We start from the raw sequence: 15384 nt of genomic DNA, 5'->3' as shown, positions 1-15384 counted from the left end.
ACTGGCCCCGTAACAACGAGGCTCAGGGATCGTCCGTTGACATGCCGCCGTCGTTCAGTCAGCGCTTTCGCTAGTGCCCGGCCCGTGCCGCAGCGCGGCGAGAACCGACGGCGGGATCGCGGCTGGCCGCAGCGTCGCGCGGTCCACACAGCCAATCCGGACCGAACCGGTAGCAAGCAGCGTGCCTTCGCGCCATGCTTCCTGCACGAAGTCTACCGAAGCTCGGCCAAGACGCTCGATCCGGCTGATAATTTTCACGATGTCGTCGAGTCGGGCCGGAGCCCGGTAATCGACCGCGGTACTGCGCACGATGAAAATCGTGTCGTTTTCGTCCGCAAGCCGGTGCTGGTCGACGCCGCACGCGCGCAGCCATTCGGTGCGAGCGCGTTCGAAAAACTTCAGGTAATTGGCGTAAAACACGATGCCGCCGGCGTCGGTATCTTCGTAGTACACGCGGATGGGCCACGTATAGCCGATTTCCGTGCCTGGCTGGCTGGTCGACATATTCATGCGGCGCATTCTACCGGAACGCACAACCCGGGGTCTGTTTCGAAGTGTGAGTTGCTTGTGGCGGGGGTCGGCGGCGATGGGAGCCGGCTTTGCCGGCCGCCCGCCTTCAAACTCAGCCGCGATGCACGGACAGACCGGCGAACGACTGCGCGACCGGCATCAGCTCGATCGTGTTGATGTTGACGTGGGCTGGGCGCGTGGCGATCCAGTAGATGGAATCGGCGATGTCTTCGGCCGTCAGCGGCTGCACATTTTCGTAGACCTTGGCGGCCTTGTCGTCGTCGCCGCGATAACGCACGTTCGAGAATTCGGTGCCGCCGCACAGACCCGGCTCGATGTCGGTCACGCGCAGCGCGGTGCCGGCGAGGTCGGCGCGCAGGTTCAGGCTGAACTGGCGCACGAACGCCTTGGTCGCGCCGTACACGTTGCCGCCCGCGTACGGCCAGCGGCCCGCCACCGAACCCAGATTGAAGATATGCCCGCGGTTGCGCTCGACCATGCCGGGCAACAGCGCATGCGTGACCTGCGCGAGGCCCGTGCAATTGGTCTCGATCATGGTGTTCCATTCATCGAGACTTGCCTTGTGAGCCGGCTCGGTGCCGAGCGCGAGGCCGGCGTTGTTGACTAGCACGTCGATCGCGGCGAAGTCCGCCGGCAGCGAGGCGGGCACGGCTTCGACGGCGGCGCGATCGCGCACGTCGAGCTCGTAAGGCAGCAGCGCGTCGCCGAGCTCGTCGGCGAGTGCTTGCAGACGGTCCTTGCGGCGTGCAGTGGCGACGACGCGATGGCCGCCCTTGACGAACGAGCGGGCGATGGCGGCGCCGAATCCGGCCGACGCTCCTGTGACAAACACGATCATTGCAGTTCCCTGGTCGGTAAGAGACAAAGGCCCAAAGCCTACTTCCAATGGCACGCTGCGGCAAGGATGCACGAGCCGGATCGGCGGCTGCCGCGGCGGCGCGCAACGGGTGCGCGGCGCGACCGGCGCGCTTTCCTCAGATGGTTGCGCAGCGGGGCCGCCAAACCGTCCGGAGGCCCCGCCAGCGGCCGCCGGAGCACCCGCAAGTCGGTTGCCTATTCGGGCCTCTTCCAATACACTAACGCGCTCGACCCTGCGTGACTGGCGATAGAACCGAGTCGTCCGACTCAGCCGATTCAACCAATCGGGTTCAAGGTGGAACAACCCACCGTGAAGCGCAGGGTGCCGTTTTGCCGTTCGCCTGGGCAGCCGTGAACCGCGCGCATTAATCTGCGCTGACGGTGGCTGGCTCGCCTCGCGTGTGCGGCGACTCTCCACTCGCCACGTCAGGGCAAGCCTCGCCGCCCAAAGCGCTGCGTACCCCGCTGTGTACCCTCTACGCAGGATTCGGCGCACGATCCGGTCAACCTGAAAACACTCAACGGAACCCGTATGTTTGACAGAGCCCAAAGCACCATCGCCAACGTCGATCCTGAACTCTGGAAGGTCATCGAGCAGGAAAACCGCCGTCAGGAAGAGCACATCGAACTGATCGCGTCGGAAAACTACACGAGCCCGGCCGTGATGGCCGCGCAAGGCTCGCAACTCACGAACAAGTACGCCGAAGGGTATCCGGGCAAGCGCTATTACGGCGGCTGTGAATACGTCGACGTTGCCGAGCAGCTGGCGATCGACCGCGTGAAGCAGCTGTTCGGCGCCGAAGCCGCGAACGTGCAGCCGAACTCGGGCTCGCAGGCGAACCAGGGCGTGTTCTTCGCGATGCTCAAGCCGGGCGACACGATCATGGGCATGAGCCTCGCGCACGGCGGCCACCTCACGCACGGCTCGCCGGTCAACATGTCGGGCAAGTGGTTCAACGTGGTCAGCTACGGCTTGAACGAAGCCGAAGACATCGACTACGACGCCGCCGAGAAGCTCGCGCAAGAACACAAGCCGAAGCTGATCGTAGCGGGCGCGTCCGCGTTCGCGCTGCGCATCGATTTCGAACGCATGTCGAAGATCGCGAAGTCGGTCGGCGCGTACTTCATGGTCGACATGGCGCACTACGCCGGTCTCGTCGCCGCGGGCGTTTATCCGAACCCGGTGCCGCACGCCGATTTCGTCACCACCACCACGCACAAGAGCCTGCGCGGCCCGCGCGGCGGCGTGATCCTGATGAAGGCCGAGTTCGAGAAGCCGATCAACTCGGCGATTTTCCCGGGCATCCAGGGCGGTCCGTTGATGCACGTGATCGCCGCGAAGGCCGTCGCGTTCAAGGAAGCGCTTTCGCCGGAATTCAAGGCGTATCAGCAGCAGGTCGTCGAGAACGCGCGTGTGCTTGCTGAAACGCTGGTCAAGCGCGGTCTGCGCATCGTGTCGGGTCGCACCGAAAGCCACGTGATGCTGGTCGACCTGCGCGCGAAGAAGATCACCGGCAAGGCTGCGGAAGCGGCACTCGGCGCGGCACACATCACGGTCAACAAGAACGCGATCCCGAACGATCCGGAAAAGCCGTTCGTGACCTCGGGTATCCGCCTCGGTTCTCCGGCCATGACCACGCGCGGCTTCGGCGTGAAGGAAGCCGAGCAGGTCGGCAACCTGATCGCCGACGTGCTGGACAACCCGGAAGATGCCGCGACGATCGAGCGCGTGAAGGTTCAGGTCGCCGATCTGACCAAGCGCTTTCCGGTTTACGGCTAAACCATGCATTGCCCCTTCTGCCGCCATGCCGATACGCAAGTCGTCGACTCGCGCGTATCCGAAGACGGCGCGACGATCCGCCGGCGCCGCCGCTGCCCGGCCTGCGACAAGCGTTTCACGACGTATGAGCGGGTCGAGCTGGCGTTGCCGTCGGTCGTCAAGAAGGACGGCACGCGCACGGAATTCGATCGCCGCAAGATCGTCGCGAGCATGCAACTGGCGCTGCGCAAGCGCCCGGTTGCGGTGGACGCGATCGAAGCGGCTGTCGCCCGTATCGAGTATCAGCTGCTCGGCAGCGGCGAGCGCGAGGTGCGTAGCGAGCGCCTCGGCGAACTCGTGATGAACGAGTTGCGCGCGCTCGACACGATCGCTTACGTCCGTTTCGCTTCCGTGTACCGGCGCTTCGAAGACGTCTCCGAATTCGAGGACGTGATCGAGGAATTCCGCCGCGCCTCTTCCCCGCCCAAGCCTTCCCGCAAGCGCTGAGCGCACGCGTGTCGCAGCTGAACTGCGGTCATTCGCGTCCATCGCCTCGCGCATTTCGCGCTTTTTTTCACGCATCGCTTCTCCCGCCTCCGTGATCGATCGTCACGTGCATTGTTGCGCGCGCTAACGTCTGAATGCCACCTGGCCATTCGGACGATGGTCGGCGCGCTCGCAAATCGCTAGATTGGCTGCATCCGTTCGTAACGCTCAGGGATGCAGATGAAATTCAAGGGGATTTACCGGCCATCGCGCGCCGGTTTCACACTCGTCGAAACGCTGGCGGTGATAGCGCTCGTGATGCTGATGGCCGTGATGGCGGTGCCGTCGTTCGCCGCATGGCATATGCGCGATCAGCTCGACGCGCGCTCGAAGGCGCTGCTGTCCACGTTCGCCTACGCGCGCAGCGAGGCGCTGCGGCGCGGTGCGCGCATCACGGTGTGCCGCGTCGATGCAGCGCGCGTCTGTCTCGCGTCGGGCCAAACCTGCGCCGGCGGCATCGCCGACTGGGCCTGCGGCTGGGCCGTATTCGCCGAACGTGGCGGCAAGCCGTCGTTGTTGCGCGCGCAGCCGGCGCTCGCGGCGGTGAGCATCGCCGGCGTGCAGACGGATATGATGTTCACGCCGCCGGCTGGGCAACTGATCGGCGCGTTTCGAAGTTTTGATGTTGCGCCGCGAAGCCCATCGAAATCGATGCAGGGGAACTCGTGGCGGCGCTGCATCAGTGTCGCGGCAGGAGGTCGCGCGCGGATCTCGGAGGGCGCGTGCGGAGCGACGTCATGAGACAGCACGCATTCAAGACCGGTTTGCGTGTGCACGCATCGACATGTAATGGCAGCTCGTTGATCGAGGTGATGCTGGCGGTCGCGTTGGTCGCGGTGAGCGCGCTGGGTTTGATCGCGGTTCAGGTGTGGATCGCACGCGAAGCGCGCGCGATGACGCTGCGCGAGAGCGCCGCGTGGATAGCCGACTCGATTGCCGAAGCGACGCGCACGCCTTCCACGGGCGATGTCGCGCTCAATCAATGGCGCACCTGGGCGAGCGTTCTGCTGCCGCACGGCGACGCATCGATTGGCGAGAGCGGCGCGGTCGCGGCGGCGCGCGTGACGTGGGCGTCCGTGCGGGACCGGCCCGCTTTGGGCGATGCGAGCGCCCAGCCGGCGGAGCCTTGCGGCGACGTCGATGCACCGGCTGGATCGTCGTGTGTCGCGTTGGCGTTCGCGAAATGAAGCGGCCGCATTGCCCACTCGGTCATACGCTAATCGAATTCCTGATCGCGATGGCGCTCGGGTTGCTCGTGATCGCGGGCGCCGTGTCCCTTTACACGGCGCAGCGCAACGCGTTCGTGCAGGCGAGCAACGCGACCCGGATTCGCGAAGCGGGCTTGACCGCGCTGATGCTGATCGGCCAGCAATTGCAGATGGCCGGCTTCGTCCCTGCCGATGTCATTGGCTACAACGCGGCGCCTGCGCTATTCGGCTGCTCGGGCGGTCGTCCGACCGGCGCCGACGACAGCCTCGCTTGCACCACCTTGAGCACCGGCTCGGATGGCGTCGCGATCCGTTACGTCGCAGACGTCGTATCGACATGGCCATCGTCGAGCGGTCAGGTCACCGACTGTGTCGGACAGGCCGTCAAAAGCAGCGACGCGGTCCTTGGCGATGAGGGCGCGCCGGTGGTGAATCGCTACTTCGCCAACGTCAGCGGCTCGACCGGCGAGCCGGAGCTTTACTGCGTGGGCAGCGGCAACGCGGGGTCCGCTCAGCCGCTGATCGAAGGCGTCGAGCGCGTGCGGTTGCGCTACTGGCTGGACGGCGCGGCGGATGCGGTGAATGCGTCGGCCGTGGCGGCGGATCAATGGGCGAACGTCGTTGCGGTCGATGTCTGCGTGCTGGTGCGCGGCGCGCCGCAAGGACAGCGTTCGAAGTACATCGACTGCGATGGCGTGAGTACATTCGGTACCGACCTGCGGCCTCGACAGGTGTTTTCCCGCCGCGTTGCGCTGCGGAATCGCGCGGAGGCGTCGTCGTGATGGATCGCGGCACAGCAACGCAATGCGGCCGCGCGTACGACATATGCGGCGGGCCAGGCGGAACAGCGAAACACTTAGGTCGGCGAAATTGTCAGGGCGGTGCCCGACGGGCACATCAACGCGGCGTCGTGCTAGCCATCGTGCTGTTGATCTCGGCCATGATGCTCGCCACGTCCGCGATATGGTTCGAAACATCGCTCGCGGCCGCTCGCGCGGCGACCAATGTGCGCGACTATCTGCAGGCTTTCCACGCGGCGGATTCGGCGCTGAGCTGGTGCGAGCGCAACGTGCTGTCGGCAAGTGGCGACGCGCGCGATGCACCGCTCACATCCGGCGAGCCGACTCAATGGAGGCTTGAAACCGCGTTCGACGCAGGCGCCATCACGCCCGTGGCGCAATGGCCGGGATCATCGCGCGCGCCGCAATGCCTGATCGAGCCTTGGCGTCTCGCGAGTCGACCCAACGCCAGCGCTTATCTGCTGACCGCGCGCGGCTTCGGGCGAAGCAGCGAGTCGCAGGTCTGGTTGCAGATGGAGGTCGTGACCGAAGATGGCGCGATCGAACGTCATTGGCGGCGCGTTGCAGCAAGACCATTCTGAGGAACGCACCGACTGGACACGTATGAAAAGGCCGAACACATCCGCATTCACGCTGCTCGAACTCGTGATCGCGCTCGCGATTGCCGCCACGCTCGCCGCGTTTGCGATCCCTTCGTATCGCAGCCACATTGCGCGCACGCATCGCATCGATGCGGCGTCGGCGTTATATCGGGCTGCGCAATTCGTCGAGGCCGCGGCGAGCGATGGCGTGCCGGCCTTGCCACCGGGTATCGATCAGGCGCCGCAGTTCGGCGCTCCGGTGTATCGAGTGCGCGTGCTGCCCGCGGACGACACGAACGGCGGCTATTCGATCGAAGCGGCGCCCGCGGAAGCGGGCCCGATGCGCGACGACTCGTGCGGCACGTTCACGCTAGATGCGACGGGTCAGCGAGGCAATAGAAACGATGCGAGCGGCGCGACGCCCACGAGCAGCGAATGCTGGAATACCAGTTAGCGGTGGTTGAAGTCCGACACACGCAACCTTGCGAGCGGGAGGTCCGATAGATCGCTGCCACTCGCAGCGGCCACGACCTCAATAGCCGCTTCGCAACGAATCGTCCTGCGCCGCCGGCGACTGCGCCGTAGCGGAAGCCGCCGCGGCCGCCCGCGCCGCCGCCGACTCGTTCTTCATCTGTTGCCAGATCCGGAACGCTTCCCACGCGCCGAGCGCAAGGCTGCCCCACTTCAGCGCGGGCTTCGCGCTCGCGACGATCCTCGCGCGCAGCGGTTTGGCGAGCAACAGCGAAGCGATCGAGCTGATGAACGGGTACTGCTTGAGCAACGCGCCGATCGTGCCCGCGTTGAGCACGCTCGCCTTTGGCCCTTTACCGACGCGCACGCCGCCGAAGCCGGGGATCACGAACCTGAGCCAGCTGAAATGCGTGACGGCCTGGCGCAGTTCGAAGCTGGCCCGTGCAAGCTCGACGCGCTCGACGTCCGCGCGCACGAGCAGCAATTCCTTGCGCAGCGCCCGCAGATGCGGCGCGCTCAGATCCTTCGACGGATGGCGCTTGTTACGAAAGGCGGTATCAGGACGGGAGGGGCTCATGGCGTGTCGGCGGCAGTGAGGGTGAGGCGATGGATCGGATGCAGACGAACTTTCCCATCAGTCGCGGCTGCGAAACGCTTCGCGATCCTTTTCGAACTCCGCGATGGTCGTTTCGAATACCATCGGCGCGTTGCGCAAACCGCTGCGCGCCTTCAGCGCACAGGCGAGCCCGGCAATCGCGTAGACCGCGGTGATGCCCGCAAGCGCCTGCCATCGGTAGGTGTCCCAGAAGGCAATGGCGACGAGTGCGGTCAACGCGATCAAGGCCATCGTGGCGAGCATCGTCGCGGCAAGACCGAGAAACAGCACGCCGAGCAGGCGGTCTTTTTCCTCGGCGAGTTCGATGCCCACCAGTTCGAGCCGCGTCTGCAGGATCGCAAACACGGAACTGAGAATACGGCGCAACGGGCTGCGTTCTGCGCGCTGCGAGTGTGTTTCGGTCGTCATGGCTGTGGGCGTTGCGCGTGAGGGCCTGGCCGGCGCGTGCGCGCCAGCAGAAGGGGACCGGCGAGGCTCGCGCCGGTCCGCCCGTGTCGCCGGTGCGCCGGACATGCCTGCTCCGGCGGCCTCACCGGCCTTTACTTGCGATTGATCAGCAGACCGACCACCACGCCGATGCCCGCGGCGATGCCGATCGACGCCCACGGATGCTCATGCACGTAGTCGTCGGTGGCGCGGGCGGCCTTCTTGCCTTTTTCGACGACCACGACCTGAACGTCGGCTGCCTTTTCTTTCGCCTGCTTCAGGCGCGTCAGCGCGGTTTCGCGCAGTTCCGACGCGCGTTCGCCGGTAGCGCTCGCGGCCTGTTTCAGCAGGTCTTCAGCGTCCGCGAGGACGGTTTTGATATCCGACATCAATCTCTCCTTGTTGACTTCCGACATTGACAGCTCCCTTTGTCTCACGCTACGCGTAAATCGTAACCAAAGAAACGGTCGCTGGCGAGCATAGTGCCGGTTGCATGCCGCCGCTGCACGATTCGTTCCCGCCAGCGCGTGGCGTCAAGACACCCGTTTGAGGGCACTCTGCTCCAAGGCGGTATCTGGATTGAGTTGATCTGTCCCGCAAAGTTTCCGTCAAACGGGAGAAAATTACAAAAACACATAAAGTACTGACGCGATGTTGGTTCGCCATGTACCACCGCGGCCTTATGCTTTATCGTGACTGGCCGCCGCGGGCACACGCCCGCGACCTTATCCGGATACCTTCCGAATACCTACAGGAGATGCACTATGAGTCTACGTCTTGGCGACATTGCGCCGGATTTCGAACAGGAGTCGAGCATTGGCCGCATCAGGTTTCACGAGTGGCTCGGCAATAGCTGGGGCGTGCTGTTCTCGCATCCGGCCGACTTCACGCCGGTCTGCACGACCGAGCTGGGCCTGACCGCGACGCTCGCGGGCGAGTTCGAAAAGCGCAACGTGAAGACGATCGCGTTGTCGGTCGACAGCGCGGAGTCGCACAAGGAGTGGATCAAGGACATCAACGAGACGCAGGCCGCCAACGTCGGTTTTCCGATTCTCGCGGACGGCGATCGCAAGGTCTCCGGGCTGTACGACATGATTCACCCGAACGCGAACGAAACGTTCACGGTGCGCTCGCTGTTCGTCATCGATCCGAACCGGAAGGTGCGTCTGATCATCACGTACCCGGCGAGCACCGGCCGCAACTTCGACGAAGTGCTGCGCGTGATCGATTCGCTGCAACTGACCGACAGTCACTCGGTCGCGACGCCGGGCAACTGGAAGCAGGGCGATGACGTCGTGATCGTGCCGTCGCTGAAGGACGAGGAAGTCATCAAGCAGAAATTCCCGAAGGGCTACAAGGCGTTGCGTCCGTACCTGCGCCTGACGCCCCAGCCGAACCGGTAAGCGGCGCGGCATGAACCAAAAAGCCGGTTCGAAGGAACCGGCTTTTTTGCATTATCGATACACCAGCATCGGAATCAGAAGAACGCCTGAATACCGGTCTGCGCACGGCCGAGGATCAGCGCGTGAACGTCGTGGGTGCCTTCGTAGGTGTTGACGACCTCGAGGTTCACCAGATGACGCGCGACGCCGAACTCGTCCGAAATGCCGTTGCCGCCGAGCATGTCGCGCGCGAGGCGGGCGATGTCGAGCGCTTTGCCGCACGAATTGCGCTTCATGATCGAGGTGATTTCGACCGCGGCCGTGCCTTCGTCCTTCATGCGGCCGAGGCGCAGTACGCCTTGCAGCCCGAGCGTGATCTCGGTCTGCATGTCGGCGAGCTTCTTCTGGATCAGCTGGTTCGCGGCGAGCGGCCGGCCAAATTGCTTGCGATCGAGCACGTACTGACGCGCGATGTGCCAGCACGCTTCAGCCGCGCCGAGTGCGCCCCAGGCGATGCCGTAGCGCGCCGAGTTCAGACACGTGAACGGACCGCGCAGGCCGCTGACACCCGGCATGATGTTCTCTTCCGGCACGAACGCTTCGTCGAGCACGATTTCGCCGGTGATCGACGCGCGCAGACCCACCTTGCCGTGGATCGCCGGTGCCGACAGACCCTTCCAGCCCTTCTCGAGAATGAAGCCGCGGATGTTGTCCTGGCCGTCTTCCTCGAGCTTCGCCCATACGACGAAGACGTCGGCGATCGGCGAATTGGTGATCCACATCTTCGAGCCCGACAACGAGTAGCCGCCATCGACCTTCTTCGCGCGCGTGACCATGCCGCCCGGATCGGAGCCGTGGTTCGGCTCGGTCAGGCCGAAGCAGCCGATCCACTCGCCGCGCGCGAGCTTCGGCAGATATTTTTCCTTCTGCGCGTCCGAGCCGAATTCGTAGATCGGCACCATCACCAGTGATGACTGCACCGACATCATCGAGCGATAGCCGGAGTCGACGCGTTCCACTTCACGCGCGATCAGCCCGTACGCGACATAGTTCAGACCGGGGCCGCCGTACTGTTCGGGAATCGTCGGACCGAGCAGGCCAAGCTCGCCCATTTCGCGAAAGATCACGATATCGGTCTTTTCGTGGCGGAACGCCTCCAGCACGCGCGGCAGCAGCTTGTCCTGCGAGTAAGCCGCAGCGGCATCGCGCACCATACGTTCGTCTTCGGTGAGCTGCTGATCCAGCAGCAACGGGTCTTCCCAGTGAAACTGCGCGGCTACGGCCATGACGTATCTCCTGATTTCTCGCTCAGAACCCGCTTGACTAGAGTTCCGCTTTGCGAAACAATGTTTTGCAAATGACGCCCGAGTGTATCACCCTATGACGCCGCCATCCACTTTCTCCGCTTCGCTCGACGAACGCAAATTCGTCGTCGCCCTTGCTCGCGGGCTGGACCTGTTGCGCGCGTTCCGGCCAGGCGAGACGATGCTCGGCAATCGAGATTTCGTCGAACGCACGGGTCTGCCGAAGGCAACCGTGAACCGGCTCGCCTACACGCTGACCGTGCTTGGCTATCTGCGGCTGGACGAAAGACACGGCAAATATGCGCTCGACGCGGGCGTGCTGTCGCTCGGTTTCGCGCTGCTGTCGGGCACCGACATGCTCGAACTGGCACGCCCGCACCTGCGCAGCCTGGCGCGCGAGGTCGGCGCGGCGGTCTCGCTCGGGTGCCGGGACGGGCTCGACATGGTGTATCTGGAGACGATTCGCAGCGAAACCGCATTGACGCTCGGCCTGGCATCCGGCTCGAAACTGTCGATGCTGACGAGCTCGATGGGTCGCGCCTATCTCGCGGTGCAGCCGCCCGACGCGCGTACCGCGTTACTCGCGGAACTGAAAAAAGCGGCTGGCAGAATGGGGGCGATGCTCGTCGCCGAAGCCGAACAGGAGATCGCCGCGTTCGCGACCGAGCGATGCTGCTACTCGTTTCGTGCATGGCATGACGACGTGAACGCAGTCGCGGTGCCGTTTCGCGAGCCGCGCGAAAAGCGCTGGCTCGTGCTCAGCTGCAGCGGGCCGGCGTCGTCGATGGGGGAGGAAGTGTTTCGCGAGAATGTCGCGCCGCGCCTGAAGGCGCTCGCGGCGCGGCTGGGGGAGCCGGGCTGAGGTAATGCCGGGGCGCCCCGGCTAACCGGGCCCACACCGTGTCACGCCGCCCGGTCGTGATAATGCGCGTTGAATAATGGCCCTTGCACGAACCGCACGTCGTACTGCTGTAGCGCGGAGAATTGCGCCTCATCCATCACGCGATTGAAAATCAGCGGCACCCGCAGCCGGCCCGCGTAGCCGACGAGCGGCTTCACGGTCGCGTCGCGCAATGCGGCCGCCGCATCCATCTTGATGAAGTCGAGCCGCGCGGTTTCGGATACCGACAGGATCTGCCCCGCGTTCGACAGATTGCCCGCCACCTTGAACCCGTAGTGCTGATAGCTGCGCGTCAGATAGCCCAGGAACGTCTTGTGTGCGACCGCCGCCGCCGGCAACTCGATCACAATGCGCGTCGGACTCAAATTGAACGAGGTCAGCACGCTCGAAAAATGCCGGCCGTGGTCGTACTTCACGCTCTTCAACAGCCTCTCGTGCACCCGCAGAAACAGCAACCCATGCCGCTGCGGGCCGAAGAAGTTGATTGCGTGCAGCGCGCGCGACATGCGGTCTAGCGCGACCAGTTGCTGATCGTCGGCGATGTTGTCGAACGGATCGAACACCTCGAATGGCGGCGCGTCGAGCCGGTGCGTGACCGCCTGAAAGCCGAGCTCATCACCGAAGCGGTCGACCCCTTCCGCGCCGCATGACAGCGACTGCGCAAGCCCGTGCACGCTGATGTCGAAGATCGGCTCGTAGGCACTCGTGAGCTCGATGCCATCGAAATGCGCGAGCGCGATGCCGGCGCGCCCGCCTTGTCCCATTGCCAGATGCTCGCCGAGAAACGGGTGATGAGCGGCGCGGGCGATCAGATCGGGGATGGTCGGCGAAATCATGAAGGCAAATGAAAGGCGACGATGAACGCGCACCGGGCGCGTGGCAGCGCGACGCGATGGCCGCATTCATTGATGGTAGCAGTACGCGACCTGCGCAGATTAACAAAATGCTCATATCGTTATTGGCCTCACGCTTATCGGCCGGGGCTGAGCGCGGAATGACGAGGTTCGCGGCGTATTTCCAAGGGTATACGTTAGTTTCACTATTCGTAATTAGTTTTACTATTCGTAAAGTACAATTTTAGCCAGCCAGAGGGGACGACCCAATGTTGATCGCGTTGAACCGGTCGAATGCCGCGCTGTTTCATGCGGCGGCGCTGCCGGTGCTGTGCTCGGCGCTGCTGGTGGTCGTGCTCGCCGGTGCGACGCGGCAACCCAGCCGCGCGTCCGAAGCGGAGCCGGCCTGAGCCTGACTGCAAAGATCACCTATCAACCGGGAAAGAATCGGGCAACTCGCGGAGAACCTTGTATGGATACCTCAACACGTACGCCGGCCGACGAACGCCTGCGTCCTGAAATCGAGCCCGGCTATCAGTCGGGTTTCGCGAATGAATTCGCGACCGAGGCATTGCCGGGCGCGCTGCCGACCGGCCGCAATTCGCCGCAACGCGCGGCCTATGGTTTGTATGCCGAACAGATTTCGGGCACGGCGTTTACGGCGCCACGCGGTCACAACCGTCGCTCGTGGCTGTACCGGATTCGTCCGGCGGCCATGCACAAGCCGTTCACGTCGATGCCGTCGGAGCGGCTCATCGCGAACTTCGCCGAGGTGCCGCCGACGCCGCCGAACCAGCTGCGCTGGGACCCCCTGCCGATGCCCAGCGAACCGACCGATTTCATCGACGGCTGGGTCACGATGGCGGGCAACGGCTCGGCCGAAGCGATGAGCGGTTGCGCGATCCATCTGTACGCGGCGAACCGCTCGATGCACGATCGCTTCTTCTACAGCGCCGACGGCGAACTGCTGATCGTGCCGCAACAGGGGCGCCTGCATATCGCGACCGAAATGGGCCGAGTCGATGTCGAGCCGTTCGAGATCGCGGTGATTCCGCGCGGCGTGCGCTTCGCGGTCAGCCTGCCGGACGGCAGCGCGCGCGGCTACATCTGCGAGAACTTCGGTGCGCTGCTGCGTCTGCCGGAACTGGGGCCGATCGGCTCCAACGGTCTCGCGAATCCGCGCGATTTCCTGACGCCGCACGCCGCGTACGAAGACCGCGAAGGCGCGTTCGAACTCGTCGCGAAGATGAACGGCAAGCTGTGGCGCGCGGACATCGGCCATTCGCCGCTCGACGTGGTCGCATGGCACGGCAACTATGCGCCATACAAATACGACCTGCGCCGCTTCAACACGATCGGCTCGATCAGCTTCGACCATCCGGATCCGTCGATCTTCCTCGTGCTGCAATCGCAAAGCGACACGCCGGGCGTCGATACGATCGACTTCGTGATCTTCCCGCCGCGCTGGCTCGCCGCCGAAGATACGTTCCGGCCGCCCTGGTTCCATCGCAACGTCGCGAGCGAGTTCATGGGCCTCGTGCATGGCATATACGACGCGAAGGCCGAGGGCTTTGTGCCCGGCGGCGCGAGCCTGCACAACTGCATGACGGGCCACGGCCCGGACGCGGACACGTTCGAGAAGGCGTCGCATCTCGATACCTCGGTGCCGAAGAAGGTCGACGACACGATGGCCTTCATGTTCGAGACCCGCACGCTGATCAAGCCGACGCGCTTCGCGCTCGAAACCGCGCAACTGCAGGCGCATTACTACGAGTGCTGGCAAGGCCTCAAGAAACACTTCAATCCGGAGCAACGATGAACGCGGTGAACGATCTCCAGGCGACGCTCGATGCGTCGCGCAAGAGCTGGATCGAGTCGGCCAACGACCCGGCTGGCGACTTCCCGATCCAGAACCTGCCGTTCGGCATTTTCAGCGACCGTGGCAACGACGCGCGTCGCGTGGGCGTCGCGATCGGCGATCAGATAGTCGATCTCGCCGCGTTGCAGGCCGCGGGTCTGCTGAACGTGCCGGCGCACAACGTGTTCGCGCGCGATGCGCTGAACGATTTCATCGCGCTTGGCCGCGACGTGTGGCGCAGCGTGCGTATCCAACTGAGCCAACTGCTCGCGCGCGACACCGCGACGCTGCGCGACGATGCCGCGTTGCGCGCGAAGGTGCTCGTGCGCGCGGCTGATGCGCGTCTGCATCTGCCGGTGCAGATTCCGGGCTACACGGATTTCTATTCATCGAAGGAACACGCGACCAATGTCGGCGCGATGTTCCGCGATCCGAAGAATGCGCTGCTGCCGAACTGGTCGGAGATGCCGATCGGCTACAACGGACGGGCGTCGTCGGTGGTCGTGAGCGGGACGCCGGTGCGTCGTCCGAATGGTCAGCTGAAGTTGCCCGACCAGGAGCGTCCGGTGTTCGGCGCGAGCCGCAAGCTCGATATCGAACTGGAGACGGGTTTCATCATCGGCGGCGGCAATGCGCTGGGCGAGCCGATCGCGTGCGAGGACGCGGAGGCGCACATTTTCGGCATGGTGCTGCTGAACGACTGGAGCGCGCGCGACATCCAGCAATGGGAATACGTGCCGCTCGGTCCATTCAATGCGAAGACCTTCGCGACGACGATCTCACCGTGGGTCGTCACGCTCGATGCGCTCGAACCCTTCCGCGTCGCGCAGCCGGTGCAGGAGCCGGAGCCGCTCGCCTATCTGCGGCATCGAGGAAAGCATGCGTTCGACATTCACCTCGAAGTGACATTGCGTGCGCAACCCGCGCGGCAAGCGAGCACGATCGCGCGGACCAACTTCAAATATATGTACTGGACGATGGCGCAGCAGCTCGCGCATCACACGGTGGCGGGCTGCAATACGCGGGTGGGCGACCTGATGGGCTCGGGGACGATCAGCGGGCCGACCGAGGATTCGTACGGCAGCCTGCTGGAGCTGACGTGGAACGGCAAGAAGCCGCTGGCGTTGAAGGAGGGCGGCACGCGCACGTTCATCGAGGACGGCGATGAGTTGACGCTCGTCGGCTGGTGCCAGGGCGACGGGTATCGCGTGGGGTTCGGCGCGTGTGCCGGACAGATTCTGCCGGCGCGAGGGTGAGCGCGCGGCAGTCACGATGAGCGAGGGCCGGCGCGCAATGCCGGCCCTCGTCGT

Annotated in this window: 19 protein-coding genes and 1 riboswitch; of the genes, 12 read left to right on the top strand and 7 right to left on the bottom strand. The window is 64.4% G+C overall.

Translation table 11 applies throughout. The annotated features are described in order from the left end of the window. Positions 1–54: 54 nt before the first annotated feature. Complete coding sequence (gene ybgC, locus HWY30_RS18565; RefSeq protein ID WP_090803172.1) at positions 55–519, bottom strand: tol-pal system-associated acyl-CoA thioesterase; 465 nt, start codon at positions 517–519, stop codon at positions 55–57. Between the two features lie 103 nt (positions 520–622). Then, a complete protein-coding gene (gene ydfG, locus HWY30_RS18560; protein WP_090803174.1) occupies positions 623–1369 on the bottom strand; it encodes a bifunctional NADP-dependent 3-hydroxy acid dehydrogenase/3-hydroxypropionate dehydrogenase YdfG in 747 nt (248 codons plus the stop codon). Positions 1370–1616: 247 nt separating this feature from the next. After that, positions 1617–1743, top strand: a riboswitch (ZMP/ZTP riboswitch). Between the two features lie 178 nt (positions 1744–1921). Between ydfG and glyA the strand changes: the two genes are divergently transcribed. From glyA to HWY30_RS18525, 7 genes are all read left to right on the top strand, one after another. Next, positions 1922–3169, top strand: a complete 1248-nt coding sequence (gene glyA / locus HWY30_RS18555; RefSeq protein ID WP_090803175.1) for a serine hydroxymethyltransferase — start codon at positions 1922–1924, stop codon at positions 3167–3169. A 3-nt stretch (positions 3170–3172) separates the two neighbouring features. Next, positions 3173–3655: a transcriptional regulator NrdR gene (nrdR, locus tag HWY30_RS18550; protein ID WP_008919734.1), complete on the top strand. Its 483-nt coding sequence runs from the start codon at positions 3173–3175 to the stop codon at positions 3653–3655. Positions 3656–3868: 213 nt separating this feature from the next. Next, positions 3869–4435, top strand: a complete 567-nt coding sequence (locus HWY30_RS18545; RefSeq protein WP_090803177.1) for a GspH/FimT family pseudopilin — start codon at positions 3869–3871, stop codon at positions 4433–4435. Continuing rightward, on the top strand, positions 4432–4881 hold the full coding sequence (locus tag HWY30_RS18540; protein WP_090803178.1) for a type IV pilus modification PilV family protein: 450 nt from the start codon (positions 4432–4434) through the stop codon (positions 4879–4881). The genes HWY30_RS18545 and HWY30_RS18540 overlap by 4 nt, the downstream gene beginning before the upstream one ends. Then, a complete protein-coding gene (locus tag HWY30_RS18535; protein WP_090803180.1) occupies positions 4878–5684 on the top strand; it encodes a PilW family protein in 807 nt (268 codons plus the stop codon). The genes HWY30_RS18540 and HWY30_RS18535 overlap by 4 nt, the downstream gene beginning before the upstream one ends. Positions 5685–5812: 128 nt before the next feature. Then, positions 5813–6283: a pilus assembly PilX family protein gene (locus tag HWY30_RS18530; RefSeq protein WP_090803182.1), complete on the top strand. Its 471-nt coding sequence runs from the start codon at positions 5813–5815 to the stop codon at positions 6281–6283. A 22-nt stretch (positions 6284–6305) separates the two neighbouring features. Further along, positions 6306–6737, top strand: coding sequence for a type IV pilin protein (locus tag HWY30_RS18525; RefSeq protein WP_090803183.1), 432 nt, complete (start codon positions 6306–6308; stop codon positions 6735–6737). 78 nt (positions 6738–6815) lie between these two features. Here the strand turns inward: HWY30_RS18525 and HWY30_RS18520 are convergent, their stop codons facing one another. The 3 genes from HWY30_RS18520 to HWY30_RS18510 form a co-directional block, all read right to left on the bottom strand. After that, the gene (locus tag HWY30_RS18520) at positions 6816–7331 is read right to left on the bottom strand and encodes a DUF3318 domain-containing protein (protein WP_090803185.1); all 516 of its coding nucleotides are present in this window, start codon (positions 7329–7331) and stop codon (positions 6816–6818) included. A 57-nt stretch (positions 7332–7388) separates the two neighbouring features. Next, positions 7389–7778 (bottom strand): phage holin family protein, encoded by a 390-nt coding sequence (locus tag HWY30_RS18515; RefSeq protein ID WP_090803186.1) that lies wholly within the window; start codon positions 7776–7778, stop codon positions 7389–7391. Positions 7779–7909: 131 nt separating this feature from the next. Further along, positions 7910–8212, bottom strand: coding sequence for an ElaB/YgaM/YqjD family protein (locus HWY30_RS18510; protein WP_026225611.1), 303 nt, complete (start codon positions 8210–8212; stop codon positions 7910–7912). Positions 8213–8560: 348 nt separating this feature from the next. Between HWY30_RS18510 and HWY30_RS18505 the strand changes: the two genes are divergently transcribed. Then, positions 8561–9199 carry a peroxiredoxin gene (locus HWY30_RS18505; RefSeq protein WP_090803188.1) on the top strand — a complete coding sequence of 213 codons (639 nt, stop codon included), beginning with the start codon at positions 8561–8563 and terminating at the stop codon, positions 9197–9199. A gap of 74 nt (positions 9200–9273) precedes the next feature. Here the strand turns inward: HWY30_RS18505 and HWY30_RS18500 are convergent, their stop codons facing one another. Continuing rightward, positions 9274–10464, bottom strand: a complete 1191-nt coding sequence (locus HWY30_RS18500) for an acyl-CoA dehydrogenase (RefSeq protein WP_090803189.1) — start codon at positions 10462–10464, stop codon at positions 9274–9276. A gap of 94 nt (positions 10465–10558) precedes the next feature. Here HWY30_RS18500 and HWY30_RS18495 point away from each other — a divergent pair, with 94 nt between their 5' ends. Continuing rightward, on the top strand, positions 10559–11344 hold the full coding sequence (locus HWY30_RS18495) for an IclR family transcriptional regulator (RefSeq protein WP_090803191.1): 786 nt from the start codon (positions 10559–10561) through the stop codon (positions 11342–11344). Between the two features lie 41 nt (positions 11345–11385). Here the strand turns inward: HWY30_RS18495 and HWY30_RS18490 are convergent, their stop codons facing one another. Further along, positions 11386–12219 (bottom strand): EAL domain-containing protein, encoded by an 834-nt coding sequence (locus HWY30_RS18490; RefSeq protein WP_090803193.1) that lies wholly within the window; start codon positions 12217–12219, stop codon positions 11386–11388. A 266-nt stretch (positions 12220–12485) separates the two neighbouring features. On the opposite strand from HWY30_RS18490, the gene HWY30_RS18485 reads away from it, so the two are divergent. The 3 genes from HWY30_RS18485 (at position 12486) to fahA (ending at position 15330) form a co-directional block, all read left to right on the top strand. Next, the gene (locus HWY30_RS18485) at positions 12486–12626 is read left to right on the top strand and encodes a hypothetical protein (RefSeq protein WP_167368588.1); all 141 of its coding nucleotides are present in this window, start codon (positions 12486–12488) and stop codon (positions 12624–12626) included. 62 nt (positions 12627–12688) lie between these two features. Beyond that, on the top strand, positions 12689–14035 hold the full coding sequence (gene hmgA / locus HWY30_RS18480; RefSeq protein ID WP_090803194.1) for a homogentisate 1,2-dioxygenase: 1347 nt from the start codon (positions 12689–12691) through the stop codon (positions 14033–14035). Further along, the gene (gene fahA, locus HWY30_RS18475) at positions 14032–15330 is read left to right on the top strand and encodes a fumarylacetoacetase (protein ID WP_090803195.1); all 1299 of its coding nucleotides are present in this window, start codon (positions 14032–14034) and stop codon (positions 15328–15330) included. Before hmgA ends, fahA begins: the two co-directional genes overlap by 4 nt. Positions 15331–15384 lie beyond the last annotated feature (54 nt).

Origin of the sequence: Paraburkholderia tuberum STM678, from assembly GCF_902833905.1 — a bacterium.
In the GTDB taxonomy this organism is placed as follows: Bacteria; Pseudomonadota; Gammaproteobacteria; order Burkholderiales; family Burkholderiaceae; genus Paraburkholderia; species Paraburkholderia tuberum.
Note: the sequence above shows the minus strand (reverse complement) of the source record. Positions and strands in the feature narration are given on the sequence as shown.